The 17,686-nt window shown below is 46.7% G+C and carries 16 protein-coding genes; 5 read left to right on the plus strand and 11 right to left on the minus strand.

Annotated elements, in window-relative coordinates:
- Positions 1–96 precede the first annotated feature (96 nt).
- From V6668_RS16865 to V6668_RS16905, 9 genes are all read right to left on the minus strand, one after another.
- Complete coding sequence (locus tag V6668_RS16865; RefSeq protein WP_338706194.1) at positions 97–852, minus strand: glucose 1-dehydrogenase; 756 nt, start codon at positions 850–852, stop codon at positions 97–99.
- Between the two features lie 323 nt (positions 853–1,175).
- Complete coding sequence (gene poxB / locus V6668_RS16870) at positions 1,176–2,903, minus strand: ubiquinone-dependent pyruvate dehydrogenase (RefSeq protein ID WP_338706195.1); 1,728 nt, start codon at positions 2,901–2,903, stop codon at positions 1,176–1,178.
- Between the two features lie 254 nt (positions 2,904–3,157).
- Positions 3,158–3,919: an SDR family NAD(P)-dependent oxidoreductase gene (locus tag V6668_RS16875; RefSeq protein ID WP_338706196.1), complete on the minus strand. Its 762-nt coding sequence runs from the start codon at positions 3,917–3,919 to the stop codon at positions 3,158–3,160.
- A 151-nt stretch (positions 3,920–4,070) separates the two neighbouring features.
- A complete protein-coding gene (locus V6668_RS16880; protein WP_036673713.1) occupies positions 4,071–4,376 on the minus strand; it encodes a Dabb family protein in 306 nt (101 codons plus the stop codon).
- A gap of 149 nt (positions 4,377–4,525) precedes the next feature.
- On the minus strand, positions 4,526–4,777 hold the full coding sequence (locus V6668_RS16885; RefSeq protein ID WP_036613829.1) for a type B 50S ribosomal protein L31: 252 nt from the start codon (positions 4,775–4,777) through the stop codon (positions 4,526–4,528).
- A gap of 144 nt (positions 4,778–4,921) precedes the next feature.
- On the minus strand, positions 4,922–5,188 hold the full coding sequence (locus V6668_RS16890) for an HPr family phosphocarrier protein (RefSeq protein ID WP_026081056.1): 267 nt from the start codon (positions 5,186–5,188) through the stop codon (positions 4,922–4,924).
- Between the two features lie 166 nt (positions 5,189–5,354).
- Positions 5,355–6,422, minus strand: coding sequence for an NAD(P)-dependent alcohol dehydrogenase (locus V6668_RS16895; RefSeq protein ID WP_076250436.1), 1,068 nt, complete (start codon positions 6,420–6,422; stop codon positions 5,355–5,357).
- Between the two features lie 106 nt (positions 6,423–6,528).
- On the minus strand, positions 6,529–8,676 hold the full coding sequence (locus tag V6668_RS16900) for an alpha-glucuronidase family glycosyl hydrolase (RefSeq protein WP_051449948.1): 2,148 nt from the start codon (positions 8,674–8,676) through the stop codon (positions 6,529–6,531).
- On the minus strand, positions 8,673–10,862 hold the full coding sequence (locus tag V6668_RS16905) for a glycoside hydrolase family 52 protein (RefSeq protein ID WP_338706198.1): 2,190 nt from the start codon (positions 10,860–10,862) through the stop codon (positions 8,673–8,675). The genes V6668_RS16900 and V6668_RS16905 overlap by 4 nt, the downstream gene beginning before the upstream one ends.
- Before the next feature lie 220 nt (positions 10,863–11,082).
- Between V6668_RS16905 and V6668_RS16910 the strand changes: the two genes are divergently transcribed.
- Entirely contained in the window at positions 11,083–11,994 is a 912-nt protein-coding gene (locus tag V6668_RS16910; protein ID WP_036673718.1) for an AraC family transcriptional regulator, read from the plus strand.
- A 30-nt stretch (positions 11,995–12,024) separates the two neighbouring features.
- Here V6668_RS16910 and V6668_RS16915 read toward each other — a convergent pair whose 3' ends face one another.
- Positions 12,025–13,428 (minus strand): aldehyde dehydrogenase, encoded by a 1,404-nt coding sequence (locus V6668_RS16915; protein WP_338706199.1) that lies wholly within the window; start codon positions 13,426–13,428, stop codon positions 12,025–12,027.
- A 90-nt stretch (positions 13,429–13,518) separates the two neighbouring features.
- Entirely contained in the window at positions 13,519–13,821 is a 303-nt protein-coding gene (locus tag V6668_RS16920) for an ArsR/SmtB family transcription factor (protein ID WP_017688208.1), read from the minus strand.
- Between the two features lie 271 nt (positions 13,822–14,092).
- Here V6668_RS16920 and V6668_RS16925 point away from each other — a divergent pair, with 271 nt between their 5' ends.
- The 4 genes from V6668_RS16925 (at position 14,093) to V6668_RS16940 (ending at position 17,673) form a co-directional block, all read left to right on the plus strand.
- Positions 14,093–14,770 carry a GntR family transcriptional regulator gene (locus V6668_RS16925; RefSeq protein WP_026081054.1) on the plus strand — a complete coding sequence of 226 codons (678 nt, stop codon included), beginning with the start codon at positions 14,093–14,095 and terminating at the stop codon, positions 14,768–14,770.
- 40 nt (positions 14,771–14,810) lie between these two features.
- Positions 14,811–15,878: a mannonate dehydratase gene (gene uxuA / locus V6668_RS16930; RefSeq protein ID WP_338706200.1), complete on the plus strand. Its 1,068-nt coding sequence runs from the start codon at positions 14,811–14,813 to the stop codon at positions 15,876–15,878.
- Positions 15,875–16,738 carry an SDR family oxidoreductase gene (locus V6668_RS16935; RefSeq protein ID WP_091029632.1) on the plus strand — a complete coding sequence of 288 codons (864 nt, stop codon included), beginning with the start codon at positions 15,875–15,877 and terminating at the stop codon, positions 16,736–16,738. Before uxuA ends, V6668_RS16935 begins: the two co-directional genes overlap by 4 nt.
- A gap of 206 nt (positions 16,739–16,944) precedes the next feature.
- A complete protein-coding gene (locus V6668_RS16940) occupies positions 16,945–17,673 on the plus strand; it encodes a DUF421 domain-containing protein (RefSeq protein ID WP_091029630.1) in 729 nt (242 codons plus the stop codon).
- Positions 17,674–17,686 lie beyond the last annotated feature (13 nt).

Below are 17,686 nucleotides of genomic sequence, written 5' to 3' on the forward strand. Positions count from 1 at the left end.
GTACAAAAAACAAACCAAAAAGAGAGGTACTGTACGTATACAGTGGCCTCTCTTTAACCATTTTAACGGCTATTCTATTACCGATAAGCAGAACTCTTATTGGGCCGTAACTGCACCATCGATCGGATATACTGCACCATTGATATAAGGCGCTTCATCTCCAAGCAGGAAGGAAACCAAATTCGCGATCTCTTCCGGTCTGCCCAGACGTCCGGATGGAATGCTGTCAACAGTTGCCTTGAACACTTCAGGATTGTCTTTACCGAACTGAATGACCATCGGTGTCTCAATTGTACCTGGGGCAATCGCATTTACACGAATGTTGTCCTTGCCATATTCAATCGCAGCTGTACGCGTCAAGCCCACCACGCCATGTTTGGTTGCTGCGTAAGGTGCAACTGCAGGTACACCAACAATACCGGCTGTGGAGGCCGTGTTCAGAATGGAACCTCCACCTGTTTTGAGCATTTCAGTAATTACATACTTCAACCCGTAGAATACACTTCTCAGGTTAATATCAATGATCTGGTCAAACTGCTCAATCGTATGTTCGATCAGCTTAATACCAGGACCTGCAATACCTGCATTATTAAAGAACATGTCGATTCGTCCGAACTCTTCGACTGTTTTTTTCACATAATTCTCAACTTCAGGTGCTTTACTTACATCTGCTTGTACAAAAATAGCTTTACTTCCCAGCTTCTTAATCTGCTTAACCGTCTCAAGACCTGTCTCTTCGACAAGATCCACAACGACAATGGATGCACCCTTCTCAGCCAGCTTCAATGCTGCTGCTTGGCCCAATCCACTTCCTGCTCCAGTAATAATGGCTACTTTTCCTGCGTGACTCATGTTGATCTCCTCCATGTGTGTGTGTCATCTTGTGATTGGATCGATGAATACGATATGAAACGTACTTACATGCAATGATGCAATATGTAGGTCAAAAATGGCATAAAACCTTCCTGACTTTACCTATTCTAATAGACTTTCGACATAAAAACAAATCATATAATATGTATTCATACTATATGACCTGTCACTTTTTCAGCATTTTAATTGAAGGAGCACACAACTATTACGTCTTGTTGCATGCTCCTCTTTTACATATACAATACTTTTTAAGTCGGTATCTCTATAACTTCAAACGGTGCATATCCGCTTATCAAAACACTTTAACGCAGCAAATTCGTTTTTGCCAATTCAATAATTTCGTCACCGCGTCCATTGAGCACGGCTTTCATCATCCATAAGGTGAATCCTTCCGCCTGTTTGATATCAATCTTCGGAGGTAAGGACAATTCCTGACGATTCACCACCACGTCAATCAGCACAGGACCATCATGCTGAAGGGCACGCTGCACAGCTCCTTCGAGTTCATCCGGATCCTCAACCCGAATACCTTCCATGCCCATGGCTTGAGCAACCATCGCAAAGTTGGGATTTACAAGCTCTGTTCCCGATTCCAGGAATCCGGCAGCTTTCATCTCCAACTCAACAAAACCGAGTGCTCCATTATTAAACACCACAACTTTGATCGGCAGATTATGCTGTTTCAGTGTCAACAGATCACCCATCAGCATCGTAATACCGCCATCACCCGACAACGAGATGACTTGTCTGCCCGGATCAGCGACCTGAGCACCAATTGCCTGTGGCAGGGCATTTGCCATCGTACCATGACTGAATGAACCGAGCAGCCTGCGATTACGAGACATCTCGATATAACGGGCCGCCCATACTGTCGGAGTACCGACATCACAGGTGAAGATAGCATTTTCAGCTGCGGCATCACTAATGACCTTGGTCAGGTACTGCGGATGAATGGGCTTTTTACCCGGTTTTCCAACGGCCAGCTCGTCCAGATCTTTGCGTACTTTCACATAACGATCCACACTTTTACGCAGATGTTTGTCACTGTGTTCTTCTGTCAGATAAGGAAGTAAAGTTTCAATGGTCGCTTTCACATCCCCACATACGCCGTAATCCAGCTTCGTGCGCCGACCCAGATGGGAAGATTGAATGTCGACCTGAAGGACTTTCGCATCTTCGGGATAGAATTGACGATATGGGAAATCCGTTCCCAGCATTAATAATACATCACAGTCCATCATGGCATGATAACCGGATGAATACCCGATTAATCCCGTAAGGCCCACGGAATAGGGATTGTCATATTCCAAGTATTCCTTGCCTCTTAGCGCAATAACCATCGGGGATTTCAATCGATCACAGAGCTGCATGAGGGGTTCCCGAGCGCCCGCGCAACCTGCACCGCACAACAACGTGATTTTTTTGCCTTCATTCAGATATTCCGCCAGTTTCACGAGTTCTGGCTCAGAAGGATGTACCACGGGATTGGTTGCATGATACACATGCTCAGGCACAGGCAGATCCACTGCTTCAAGTCCTGCTACATCCCCCGGCAATACAACGACGGACACACCTGACCGTGCGACCGCTGTCTGAATGGCCATCGTCAGAGAACGCGGCATCTGTTTGGCTGTTGTAATGACTTCACAATAATCGCTACATTCCTGAAACAGATACTCCGGATGGGTCGCCTGAAAATATTCACTGCCAATCTCGTCACTTGGGATATGTGCAGCGATGGCGAGTACAGGAACACGATTGCGGTGACAATCGTATAGACCATTGATCAGATGCATATTACCAGGACCACTACTACCTGCGCAGACAGCGATACTTCCACTGACCTGAGCGTCCGCCCCAGCAGCAAATGCAGCTACTTCTTCATGTCGTACATGAATCCATTCAATCTTCCCAGAACGACGAATGGAGTCGAGTACCGCATTCAAGGAGTCTCCAACAATGCCATATATGCGTTTGATGCCAGCGTTCAATAAGGATTCAACCAGAACGTCCGCGACTGTTTTTTTCATAAGTGATGGGTCTCCTTTAATTGCTCATTTTGATTATGTTTCCACTCGGTTAATATACCTATTCTTATACCCCAATCTTCCGAAAACCGAACCAACTCATATGTATGTCTGGATATATGAAACAAATCCGGCCCCTTAAACCTTTATTCCAGCCACAGCAAAATGCCAAAAAATCCGCTTGTCGAATGACAAACGGATTACGGTTAAACTCAGTTTATTCATTTTTATGTGAAATCCCCGAATTCAATCAGACACTAGATAGCAGGCATCACATTGCCACCACTAACCGGGATATAGGCACCTGTGATAAATGAGGACAGGTCCGAAGCGAGAAAAGCTACCGCATTGGCAATTTCCTGATCTTCACCCCTGCGCTTCAGCGGCACGGTACGTGTATATGCCTCATCATGTCCAGGCTCACTGGACCGATCACGTTCGCTAATTGTCCATCCAGGTGCAACCTGGTTTACGGTAATCTGATACTCGCCAACCTCCTTGGCAAGTACGCGATATACGCCATCCATTCCACGCTTACCAGCGGTGTAGGCCGATTGATGAGCGAAATTTTGCATCGCACATTCCGTATTAATACCAATGAACCGACCAGCTCTGATATCTTGCATATGTGGAATGAAAGCTTTGGCAAGATACACACTCTGCATGACACAGGATTCAAACTGGCTCAAGTAATCTTCAGGAGACTGTTCCAACACCGTTGTCCATTCATATTGAATGACCGCATTGGCAACAACGATATCCACTCCGCCGAGGACAGACTGAATCCCATCACGCATCCGAAATGCTGTATCCTGCTTTGTAATATCTCCCTGTACAATAACAACCTGACGACCAAGTGCTTCAATCTCACCTTGAAGCTCCCGAGCCTTCGTATCATTATTTATGTAATGTAGAGCCAGATTGGCGCCACAGGCTGCCAACGTGCGGGCGATGACTCTCCCCAGCTGTCCGGTTGCGCCTGTAACCAGAGCCGTTTTTCCTGAGAGATCCAATTGCATAACAGTGAAAACCTCCTTGAATTCGTTTGTTCGAAAACGATTTCGTAAATATGCTATTTTTGTTCATCAATTACGCATTATTCAGAGAGATATACAGCATTGTTCAATGCTGTATATGGTAGTTCAACTTTTTTTCTATATTTGGAGACTATTAATTATGATGTTGAATGAGATCAATTTCCTGGAAGCGACTGACTTCCTTTTCCCAACGCTCTTCTACATATTGACGGTGAACCGGGTGATTGTTGTAAGCATCATACGCAACCTGATCCGCAAAGACCATCGAGAAACTGTAGTCAAACTCATTCTTCTCACTTACCTGTTTCAGAACCTGAAATTGCTCTACCCCAGGAATGACAGCCAGTGCATCCGAACTTTCCTTCAAAAAGGCTTCGGCCTCCGGTGTATCTTTACCCGCGTAAAGTGTAAACGTTACCATATGTGTGATGCTGCTCATCTCTATTTCCTCCTCCAATATGTTCGTACTCGTTTCCTAGTGTACATCCGAATGTGTTGTAAGCGCAATAATTGGTTGAATTAATTTTTAATGTACACAAAAAAACCTCAGGACAAATCCCGAGGTTTTTTTGTAATGTATGGACAAACTTATTTGGTGATGTTGTATTTACGGTTAAATTTATCAACACGGCCACCGATATCCACGTTTCTTTGTTTACCAGTGAAGAACGGGTGGGATGCGGAGCTAGTGTCCACACGGATTACTGGGTAAGAGTTACCGTCTTCCCATTCCATAGTTTCGTTAGAGAACTTCGTGGAAGAACTCAGGAATTTGAAATCAGCACTTGCATCGTAAAAAATTACGAGTTGTGTCTTTGGATGGATGTCAACTTTTGGCATAATCTATTTACACTCCTTTAATATGGGTACTTCTTTAGAATCAAACTACATTTTATTATACTCTTTTTTTGGACAAAGTACCAGCAGGTTTTGAGGAATAGCTAAAAAAAATATGATATCTGTGATTTTGCACCTAATCAGGTGTCAAGCCGTCCCTTTCTCCAGTACATTCAACATGTACTCCAAAGCCTCCAGTTCATCCCTGCCTCTTGTCTGTAATCTGACAACACTACCATATCGAATGGGTAGTAACGCCATTCCAAGCAGGCTTTTGACATCTACACGATGCTCATGCTCAGACTCCATATACGACAAAATAATATCCGAGGAAAAACGTGACGCTTGAGAAGATACCGACATCAAATCATCCCGATGAAAATCAGCGTGTATCATAAATTCATGTACTCTCACAACCTTCAGTTCCTTTCGCTAAGTACTTATTCACCAATATGGTGTGTATCCATTTATATATTAAAATCTTCATGAATTATACCATGTTATGGGATCTTGACCCATACTTTTTTTGCAAAAAAAACAAAAAAAGAGTCCTATACCGCAGGACTCTTCCAGGTTGTTCTTACATACCGTTCGGATATACCATGACCTTCAGACTGCCGCTCTTATTGTGTAATGCGCGCTCCATCGCTTGCTGTGTCTCTTCGAGTGAATAACGATCTGTAATCAGGGACATCACGTCATGCTGGCCGGAGCTCAGAAATTCAATTCCTGCCGGATACGTATTGGCATAACGGAATATGCCATAGATATCAACTTCATTGTCCGCAATAAATGGAACATTGAGTGCGATCTCGTCCTGTGCAGGCAGGCCCACAATCGCAAGTTTTCCTCCACGTCGAAGTGAATACAGAGCAGATTGTAGCGCCTTTGGATTCCCCGCTGTTTCCCATGCAGTATCAACACCCACACCACCTGTTAACTCGCGAATCACAGCCAGTGCATCTTCATTCCGCACATTAATGGTATGCGTGGCACCCATGCGGCGAGCTGCTTCCAGCCTAACTTCCTCCAGATCCGTTACAATGATCTTCTCTACACCGAAAGATTTGGCAGCAGCCACAGCCATGAGTCCAACGGGACCCATACCCATAATCGCCAGGGTTGTACCCGGAGCCAACTTGCTGCGGCGTGCAGCGTGAATACCAACAGAGAATGGCTCGTTCATAGCTGCTTCCTCATAAGACAGATGATCCGGGATCGGGAATACCATATCTTCACGTATCACCATGTACTGTACAAATGCCCCATCCACCGGAGGGGTCGCTAGAAATTGTACATCCGGACACAGGTTATAACGACCTTCCTTGCATGCCGAGCAACGTCCGCAAGTCACCCCAGGCTCAATAGCAACTCGATCCCCTGTTTTGAGACGTGATACGTTCGAGCCAACAGCAGCAATGATCCCCGCACACTCATGACCCAGAATGATCGGTTTCTCCACCACAAATCTGCCAATGCGCCCATGTTCAAAATAATGCACATCCGAGCCACATACCCCGACAGCCATTACCTGGATTAACACCTCATCCGCTGCCGGTTGCGGGACGGGTTGTTCCTCAATAATAATGTGTCCTGGCTCTGTCATGATAGCAGCTTTCATGGTCTCGGGCAGTTGATGTTGTCCCATACGGTTCTCCTCCTCATGTATGTCCATGCTGTCTATTGTACATCAAAGAAAACAAGGTATCTTCTTTCTTCCTAATTACCAAGTTCATCTGCATCCGCAATTCCACTCAATAGATAGTTCGACCTTGTTCATCCGCAATGCCGCTCTTGCGATAGAAGTAGGTATTGATCATGTCACGCCATTCCTTCGCATGTTCGGCCTGGTTGTCCTGTAATGAAGCAACTTTACTGAAAATAACCGGGTCGATTTTGCCCTCCAGCTGTCTCCATGTCTCGGCTAACGCCTCCGCCTGCGCAACACCTTCAAAGTGTGTATCATAAATATGCTGAATGACCGTTTTACCCGAATGCAGAACATGGGTGTACGGCACGTGATGGAAAAATAAGATCAGCTCATCCGGACAGGTGTCTACGGACTCATAGCGATCAGCATTCTCAGGGTGATACTGTGAAGTGTATCCTGTACCGCTGTTCACGGTTCGATCTACACCAATGCCATGACAATCGGCAAAGTGATACGTTCCCCATTTGGAATACTCGTATCCATCTACATTCGGCCCGTAATGATGTTCCGGGTTAACCATCCAACCCACACCAAGAGGCGCCGTATAATTCTCATAGATATCTAGTGATGTCAAAAGCATGCCCGTAACTTGCCGCACAACTTCGTCTTCATGCCCAAAAGTGAGTCTCACCCACTCATCGGCAATCTCTTCCGCGGTCAGCTCCGGATTCCACGCCAGTCTCCCGTATCCATATAGATTCGCCTGCGCGAGTGGATGTCCTGTCCAACAGGCATCTGCACCAATATTGGATACTGCAGCGAAGCCACTGTATGGCCGTTTATACAGAGAACCGTCCGCGATTCGCTTGATCTCTGAACCTTCGCCTTTAGCGTATGTGTCAAAGTCCAATACTTCTTTCCACTGGGGAACCAGATAACAGAGATGACGTTGTTGCCCGGTATACTCCTGTGTAATCTGAAATTCAATCACCTGATTTGTATTTTCCATGGCGCCAAACAGCGGGGATACCGCCTCTCTCACCTGAAAGTCCATCGGCCCGTTTTTGATCTGCAAAATGACATTTTCGGCAAAACGCCCATCCAGCGGCGTAAAGTGGTCATAAGCTGCACGTGCACGGTCAGTGGAACGATCCCGCCAGTCCTGCTTGCAGTTATAGACAAAGCAACGCCAGATAACCAATCCACCGAATGGCCGAAGGGCTTCGGCCAGCATGTTCGCACCATCGGCATGATCACGGTTATACGTGAATGGTCCCGGACGATTCTCGGAGTCTGCCTTGATCAGGTAACCGCCAAAATCCGGAATCGCTGCGTACACCTTGGCCGTTTGAATATTCCACCATTCCCGTACCTGCGCATCCAGCGGGTCAGCCGTACGCAATCCGCCAATCTCAATTGGACTCGCGTAGTTGGCGCTCAGGAACAATCGAACACCATACGCTCTGAATTCTGCGGCAACCTTCGCCACATCACTAAGATAACGTTCCGTCAGAAACAGGCTCTCACGGCGGTGTACATTAACGTTGTTGATCGATATGGCATTAATGCCCGTGGAAGCGAGTAAACGTGCGTAATCCCGGATGCGTACCAAGTCCAGCGTAAATTCCCCGTTATCATAGAAAATGGAGTCTCCTGCGTAACCACGCTCAATGCTGCCGTCCACGTTATCCCACTGATTAATCATCCGTAGCGCATTGGTTGGCTGTTCTGTAATGAAGCTCCACTTATTCACAGCGTCATCCGCCTCATGTGCACTTCCTTGATCCATTGTCAGCTCTCGAAGCAGATGGAATGCACCATAGAGCACACCTTGGGGAGTCTCTGACCCAATGACGAGTACACCCTCGGTCTCGGTCTCACGAATGATGTACCCTTCCCCTTGAACAGTTGAACGCTCTGTCTCGCTGAACAACCCAGCCACGGAATCGCTCCCTGTCCAAGTGCCGATTCGTATTGCGGGAGCGGAAGCGAGATTGTCCCGTTCATTTTCCTGAGCATCAGACAGATGACTGACCGACGGTTTCACGCCATATAACCTCTCCAGTCCCCGTGAAAGTTCGGTCAGAGCTGTTGTGATCACTCCATGGTTCTCTTCCGCCAGTATAAGTTTGCTCCATGCAGGAGCCGTCTTTTGGGCAAGTCCATTCGCTTCTGGCAATTCGGAGTGATACCCCAGCCACGCATCGTACTGTGGACCTGACAAGGCAGATTGAATGACGGATTGGCTCATTGTACCGCCTCCTTGCTGGCATAGATCTGCCCAAGGTGATTCCCTTTTCCTTCGAGTAGCCATAGAATCGACGTTACACCACGCGGATAGTACTTGCTGCCAACCGCTACACCAGACAGGATCTGGTCACTCCAGCACCAGTAGGATTCCTCCGGATGCAGCAGCCAGTTGACATGAGCCGCGTCTGCTGCCTTGCCTGTCTCATTCCATTCCACACCCAGCAGCTCTCTAGCGATAAACTGGGACAAATAGATTTTGCTCAGCCACGAGTTATTGCTTGTTGAGGACAGTTTCCAGCCTCCATCTTCGAACAGACATGTTCCCGGTACAAGAACCGTCTTCAGATGAGTTTGGAGTGCTTTCAGATAAGGTCCAAAACGACCATTGACATCCAGTGCTGCTTCACAGCCTGTAAAGTACGGGAACACCAAACCTTCAATCGCCGGAATGATTCGAGAATCATTATTTTCTGCAATAACAGCTGGAATGTAGCCGCCATCAGTCAACTGTGCAGCAATACTGGCAGCGCAGCGATCCGCTTGAAGTCCAGCTTGATGGGACAGATCCGCCAACTTCTCAGTTGCGAACAGCTTCTCCAATGCAACATAGACCGCCCAACATTTACCCGCCAGATAGATATTATTGCGAGACTGACCAAGTGACACATCCAGGCTGTCGTAAGTTGTAATCTCCGCTCCACCTTGGGTACGGCTGCTATCCAGACCCATCAGACCGTTACGCTGCTCTGCGTCGGGATGGTCACGATTAAGCATACTTTCGAAGCAATCTTGGATAACAGGCAACATGTTTTTCACAAAAGCTTGATCCTGTGTCTGTTCAATGTATACTGTCGCGCAGCAGAGCCAGTTCACCAGCTCCTCGTGGCTCATCTGTGAGAAACAGTCGTCAATGCCAACCAGCTCATATGCCGAGTGTCCAGGGCGTGAGAACACATTGGCAACACCAATATCATGGGTAAAGGTGATTCCGCCCGGATATAACTTCTCTTCCCCCGGGAAACGAACCTGATCCGTATAACTGTATCGTTTCACAAACCACTCCAGCTCATTACGCACCGTCCATGGGTTCAAGGCAAGCTCGAAGTACAACTGATCAGCTGTCAGATCAAGTGTGTTCATCATCCGATACTCCCCTTCGTTCACCACCCATAGTGGCTCGCCATCGGCATCCAGCAGTTGAGTACTGGCATAATAGCTGTGAATGGAATGAGCAAGCATGAATGATTGATCTTCGGTCAAAGCAGCCGATCCAAGGCGCTGTTCAACCTCTCCACAGGATGCGGTCAACTCACTGAAGCGTTGTAGTGCATACTCTCCTGCTGCCTGAATATCGGAGAAGTACCGCGTATACCAATACGTTGTGTCCATTCCTGTCGTCACAATGCCCCCGCGATAGAAACATACTGCGAATTGATACGTACGTTTCTCTCCAGCCGGAACCTCCATCAGTAGTGCAGCGGTTGAACCAAGTCCAAATGCCAGATTCTCCCGATGTTTCTCCTGCAACAGTTTCTCCAGCGTAAATCCGCGTGCGGGCCACAGTCCGTCATCTGCTGACATAATCGCTGTAAGTCGACCTTGTCCCACACCTGTGATGGAGCCACCTTCCGGTCCCCCAATCAGACGCATCGCAGAGTACGGATCATTGCCCTGATAACCAAAGTAGGCTTTGCGGGGTTGTTGACCTTCCGTATTGTCAATCGTCATCTCTACCAATACGGCAGGTACGAGTGCATCCATTAATTCTTCACGATCCCCATTCGTTGGATCAGGTACTGGACGTACAGGCGAGTAGATACGGAACGTCAGATCTCCAGCAGTCCACGTATCCGTACCTGAGGTAAATTCACGGGTAATATCTTCATCGCGAAAAGCCGTAATAAGAGGTTGTGGAGCTTTGGTCGCGTTTGTCGACGCCGGGTCCCCATTCTCCAGCTTCTCTACATCATAGCGGCTGCTCTCATCCTCGGAAGCTTCATAAAAAGGAAGCGCCTGATAATTGTCGCCATCGCGAGATTGTAATCCAATATATACATTCTGGTCAGCCGGCTTGCCGAGTTCAAGACCCAGCCCGCCTCTGGCTCCTTTGTAACCCAGTGTAAAACTCGCAAAAGCACCAATCGGTGCGTGATGTGCATTATAAAAGATGGATTTGGACGTATTCATGAATCATAACCCCTCTCAGAATGGTTGCATACGTTTTCATTAGCCCCATCCTAACACGTGGTTCCACCTCCGACCATGATCAAATCAATCGGATATTTACCCAAATCAAGCTGATAGACTATAATAGATTAAAGCGGTTACAAAAAAAACATTCCATTTGATATACGTGCGTAATCAAAATCACATTTTTTGAACAACCTCTTATGAAGGAGGATCTTCCATGTCTTCAACGTATTTGCCTCCTACTTTGGGAGAAAGTGTCCATGAAGTTTTTTATCCAGATGTGCAAACAACGGTCAATCTGTTCGCCATTCATTTACGAAGTGTAGGTGTGGACTGGGATTATCCGGCACATGAGCACCCTCAATATGAATTGAATTATGTCACGGAAGGCGAGCAACGCATGATGGTGAATGGTACCCTATACATTCAAAAGGCTGGCGAACTGCTCCTGATTCCTCCGGGAAGCATTCATTCCAGCCAGAGCCATAACGGCAAGGGATTCACGTATTTTTGCATGCATTTTGACATTGATGATCAGTTGTTCCTATCGTTGCTGGCGCGCATCAAACAAGTGCGATTCAGTGCGGATAGTCCGGTTACACAGCAGATTGAGCCGGTTTTGCGCAAATTGATGTCATCTGCGGATGATGAAACAGCAAATACGATGGTACAGCGTATGCAGCTGCAATCTGCGGTATTTGAACTATTTGGCCATCTGTGGGAGGCGGTCTCGAAAGAGGCAGCTCACTGGTTTACCGACGGACACGAGAAGATCGAACTCGCCCACCAGATTCGTAATCGGTTGCAAGGCCTGATGAGTCAGCAATTCAAACAGGGACACGAGTCCAACGGTCACTATGGCATTGATGATATTGCAGCAGAGCTGGGCATCAGTTCTTCTCACTGTAATCGCGTGTTCAAGGAGGTGTTCGGTCAGTCTCCTCGTGCTGTATTATCCCAGTTGGTTTTGCATGAAGCGAAGCTTCTTCTGGGCAATCCGAAGCTGTCCGTTCAAAATATTGCTGTCATGCTTGGTTATAAGGATATTGCCCATTTCAGTCGTCAATTCAAGCGCTGGTCCGGCATGTCACCCTCCCGTTACCGACAGGAACAGCCTGCTCTGGAATAGGTCTAGTAGCAGGCTGTTTGTCTTTCTTATTTATTTCAACAAACGCTTAATCAGCTTCAGCTTGTTATCATACGGTGGATACAGAATCGGCAGATTCAATTTGGTGCTTTTTTTCAGTACACTTTTGAGATGAGAGAAGGTTTCGAAGCTGTACTGCCCATGATACGAGCCAACACCAGAATGACCAACACCGCCAAACGGCAGACGTGGATTCGCTACATGTGTGATGGTATCGTTAATGCAGCCGCCTCCAAAAGAAACTTCGCGCAGCACTTTGTCCTGAACCTGGGTGTCGGAAGTGAACAGATACAAGGCGAGTGGTTTCGGCCGCTTTACGATTTCTACAATGGCTTCATCCAGGTTACGATAACTAATGATCGGCAGAATCGGTCCAAAAATCTCATCTTCCATCGTTGCTGCATCCCAGGACTCCGCATCAATCAGTGTAGGTTCAATAAAACGATCTTCCTCATCCGAAGCTCCCCCATATATCACGTTGGCCTGATCACGCTCAATCAAAGTCGTCAGCCGTTTAAAATGTCCCTTGTTCACGATTCGCCCATAGTCCTTGTTGTGCTGGATATCCGAACCAAAGAAAGACACGATTGCTGCCTTCATCTCTGTAACTAACTGTTCCTTAACGCGCTCATGCACAAGTAAATAATCGGGTGCGATACAGGTCTGTCCTGTATTGAGCAGTTTGCCCCATATAATGCGCTCCGCAGCCACTTTGATATCCGCCTGTTCATCAACGATGACCGGACTTTTGCCTCCCAGTTCTAACGTAACGGGAACGAGATTTTTGGCAGCTGCCTCCATCACAATCTTGCCAACCGGTACACTGCCTGTAAAAAAGATATAGTCGAATGGCGCGTTAATCAGCGCTGTTGTTGTGTCTTTAGCACCGTCAAGTACCTGTACGTATGCCGGTTCGAACACGCTCGCAATCATTTCACGTACAACAGCGGATACCGCAGGTGTATTCTCTGACGCTTTGAGCACGGCTGTGTTACCTGCTGCAATAGCACCTACCAATGGTTCGATTAAGAGTTGAAAAGGATAATTAAACGGTCCGATAATCAGAACCGCCCCGTAGGGTTCGGGTATGATATAACTTTTCGAACCAAGGAGTGCCATTTGTGTTTTCACTTTAACGGGTTTCACCCATTTATTCACTTTACGAATGGTGTGTGTAATGCTGTCCATCATAAATCCGATCTCGGTTGTGTAGGATTCGAACTCACTTTTGCCCAAATCCTGATAGAGAGCTTCTGTCAGTCTGGACTCGTACTTTTGAATGGCCTGCTTCAGTTGGGTCAGACGGGCAATTCGAGCTTCTGCCAATCTTGTGGCCCCGGAACGAAAGAACTGTCGTTGCTGCTCCAAAATCTGTTCAACTTCCTGACTGGTTACTTCCTGTATAGTCGTTGTCATATATACATACTCCTCTATTCATTATTGATTAAGCGTTTAAACTTACGAACCTATAAGACACATGCAAAAGCATGTTTTATCACTATTAATCTACAGACACTCTTCTTCCAAAGCAGCTACCAGTTCCTTCAGCAGTTCCACCGATGCATTCAATGAAGCCGAATAATAGCGCTGTGTGCCCTTCTGCTCCACAGATATAAGTCCCTTCTCTAACAACAGCTTGAGATGATGAGATATGGCTGGCCGGGATAGGCTGGATTGTTCGGTAATTTCATTCACTGTCATTCTGCCCTTCTCGGTGAGTGTCAGCAAAATGGATTGACGATGGTTGTCACTTAACACCTGAAATAACGGAATACAGGTTTGAAAAACGCTAATTGCTTTTTGTCCCATGGTTTCACCTCTATACTATTTCTTCTTCATTATTTCTACGTATATTTCTCTGTTTGATGTCTGTTGGTTTAAACATTCGAACCTAATGACTGAATTGTACTCTTTAATCACTTGAACTGCAAGTGAACCATCAACTAAATTTAATATAATGCTTATAAAGCGCTTCCATACTACCATACAAGTATGGTAGTATGTCATTGAAGGAGTTGAAGTTGTGGAATATACCCCAAAGTTATCATCCAAAGCCGGTTTGTTGCCTGTTGCGAGCAATATGTCTTCCATGAATAATAAGCAATCTTACTCAACGCGAGATGTCGTTTACTTCACGCTGAAACAACTCATTTTGAGTTTGAAAATGCCTCCGGGAACAGCTATTTCTGAGAAGGAAATTTCGCTGGAGTTCCAGGTAAGCCGGACACCTGTTCGAGAAAGTTTTGTAAGGCTTGCACAGGAAGGTCTGCTGGAAGTGTATCCACAGCGCGGCACATACGTCTCTCTGATTCAGGTCGATCTCGTTGAGGAAGCACGGTTCATGCGTGAACAGCTCGAACGAGCCGTAATCAGGCTCGCCTGCGAGAACTTTCCGAACGAACAGATGGTAGCTCTTGAACAGAACCTTGCGTGGCAACAGGAATGCAGGGTCAAACCGGATGATGAACGAATGTTCCAATTGGATGAGGAATTCCATAGCACTCTTTTTGCAGGCTGCAACAAAAGCAACACCTGGACTGTTATCCAGCAGATGAATGTACATTTGAATCGAAGTCGCATGTTACGCCTGTCCTCGGACCACCAGTGGGATCACCTGATTGAACAGCACCGGTCTATGGTCAAGGCCATTCAGCAGCATGATGCCGACACAGCAGAGCGACTGATGCAGGAACATTTGCATTTAACTGTCACCGATTTGGCTGTCCTGCAGGATACATATCCGTCCTATTTTCAATGACTGAATTTTTCTTCCTACTATTCATGATGAGGTGAACGTGATGAGAATGGTTTTTCGCTGGTTCGGCGAAGGCAATGATACGGTAACGCTGGATCATATCCGGCAGATTCCGGGTGTTGAAGGTATTGTGTGGGCACTGCACGATGTTCCTGCTGGCGAGGAATGGCCGATGGACAAAATACTCGCTGTCAAAACAGCAGCGGACAAGGCCGGGTTACATCTGGATGTCGTTGAGAGTGTGAACATCCATGAGGATATCAAGTTGGGCCTGCCATCAAGGGATAAATACATTACAAATTATATTAAAACAATGGAGAAACTGGCTCAGGTGGGTGTGAAGGTCATCTGTTACAACTTTATGCCCATCTTCGACTGGCTTCGCACGGATATGCACAAGGAAATGGAGGATGGCTCAACTGCCCTCTTCTATGAGCAAAGTAAACTTGCAGATATAGAACCTCTAGAACTCGTTCGACGCATTACGGAAAACTCCGCACTCACCATGCCAGGTTGGGAACCGGAACGATTGCAGTATTTAACAGGTCTGTTCGAAGCCTACAAGGATGTAACCGAGGATCATATGTGGGAGCACGCACGTTATTTCCTGCAAGAGATTATGCCTACAGCCGAACGGCTGGGGATTCGAATGGCCATCCATCCGGACGACCCGCCATGGCCAATCTTTGGATTACCAAAGATTATTACAAGTCAGGAGAATGTTCGGAAATATTTGAATCTTTATGATAGCCCTTACAACAGCGTGACACTATGCAGTGGCTCTTTGGGAGCAAATGCTGATAATGACATTATCGGGATGATACACGAGTTCAAGGATCGGATTCCATTTGCCCACATTCGTAATGTAAAAATATACGATAACGGCGACTTTATTGAAACCTCACATCGCAGTCAGGATGGCAGTGTTGATATTGCAGGGGTTGTTGAGGCTTATCACGATATCGGTTATGAAGGTTATGCAAGACCCGACCACGGTCGTCATCTCTGGGGAGAACAGTGCCGACCTGGCTATGGACTCTATGACCGGGCTTTGGGGATCATGTATCTCTGGGGCGTCTGGGATTCCCTGCAAAGGAGGGCAAAAGCATGAGTGAACGTCAATATGAACGCTCATCTCGTCTCGAAGGCAGAACGGCTGTAATCACCGGAGGTGCTGGAGTATTATGCCGCTCCATGGCAGAAGAACTCGCTCGGCACGGTGCAAGTGTAGCCATCCTGAACCGCACCGTGTCCAAGGGGCAGGAAGTTGTAGCTGCGATTGAAGCTGCCGGTGGCAGAGCGATTGCTATTGCCTGTGACGTAACCCAGGCCGATAGTGTACAAGCGGCGGCAGATGCTGTACTGGAACAGCTTGGACCATGCGACATTCTTATTAATGGTGCCGGTGGCAATAACGCCAGTGCCAACACCACGAATGAAATTTTTAGATTGGAAGATCTGGAAAAGAGCGATGTCACTACATTTTTCGATGTAAGTGTAGAGGGATTTCGTCAGGTGATGGATCTGAATTTTGTCGGTTCTCTCATCCCCACTCAGATCTTTGCAAAACATATGATAGAGCGCGATGTTCCCGCTACTGTCATAAACATTTCTTCCATGAGCGCCCCATCTCCCATGACGAAAGTTCCAGCTTACAGCGCTGCGAAGGCAGCCATTAACAACTTCACGCAATGGCTCGCCGTTCATCTGGCCGAATCCGGAATTCGTGTCAACGCTATTGCACCCGGGTTTTTCCTGACTGAGCAAAACCGTAATCTATTACTGCAACCAGACGGCTCACCTACGGAACGTTCCAGTAAAATTATTGCGCATACACCCATGCGCCGTTTTGGCAAACCGGAAGACCTGCTTGGCACATTGATGTGGCTTGCGGATGAAAGGCAGTCCGGCTTTGTCACTGGCACAGTCATTCCGGTAGATGGCGGATTTATGGCCTATTCAGGTGTATAACGATTAACGTGTAAATGAATCAGTTCAACTAATATAGGTATTTAATGAAACCGAAGCTTGGGATACATACCCAGGTTTCGGTTTTTTGCGTTCAAGCATAAGATCCTCCAGCATAGGAAAAGCTTGTTATAATACGTGTTCAAAAGCAAACTTTTTAAACAACCTCTTATTAGAGCTACGGTGAACTAAAGGAAGGTGATACATATATGATGGAAGAAACATGGGTTGTTGCCGTACGGTCTATTATTGCCTTTCTGACCCTGATCATCTATACAAGGGTGCTGGGCAAACAGCAGATGGGTAACTTGACGTATTTTGATTACATTAACGGTATCACAATCGGTTCCATTGCGGGGACTTTTGCAACCGATCTTTCCTCCAAGGCGTGGATTCATTTTGTGGCCTTGACCATTTTCACAATCATTACGATCATCTTTCAGTATATTACGCTGAAAAATCGCACCATCTCCAAACTAATGGACTCTGATCCCACATTGATCATCCAGAACGGTAAAATTCTTGAACAGAACCTGAGTAAAATGCGAGTCAAATTTGATGAATTGACCATGATGCTGCGGCAAAAGGATGTATTTGATATTACAACGCTGGATTATGCGATTCTGGAGCCGGATGGTAGCCTCTCGGTTGTTTTGAAACCTGAGAATCAACCGGTAACCGCCAAAGACATGCATATGCACCCGCCCAAGAGCAAGCTGATGACCGAGATTATCATTGATGGCCTGCTGATTAAGCAAAATTTGGAGGAAAGACACAAAGATATTAATTGGCTCAGTGAGCAGCTGAAAAAGCAAAACATCACGATACAGGATATTGCTTTTGCGGCCATATTACCCAATGACAAATTGTATGTTGATCTGTTCAAGGATAAGATCACCGAAAAAATCGACATGGGCGATTATGAGGGGCCTTTCTAAACTCTTTACATCA

This window comes from Paenibacillus amylolyticus, from assembly GCF_036894225.1.
In the GTDB taxonomy this organism is placed as follows: domain Bacteria; phylum Bacillota; class Bacilli; order Paenibacillales; family Paenibacillaceae; genus Paenibacillus; species Paenibacillus amylolyticus.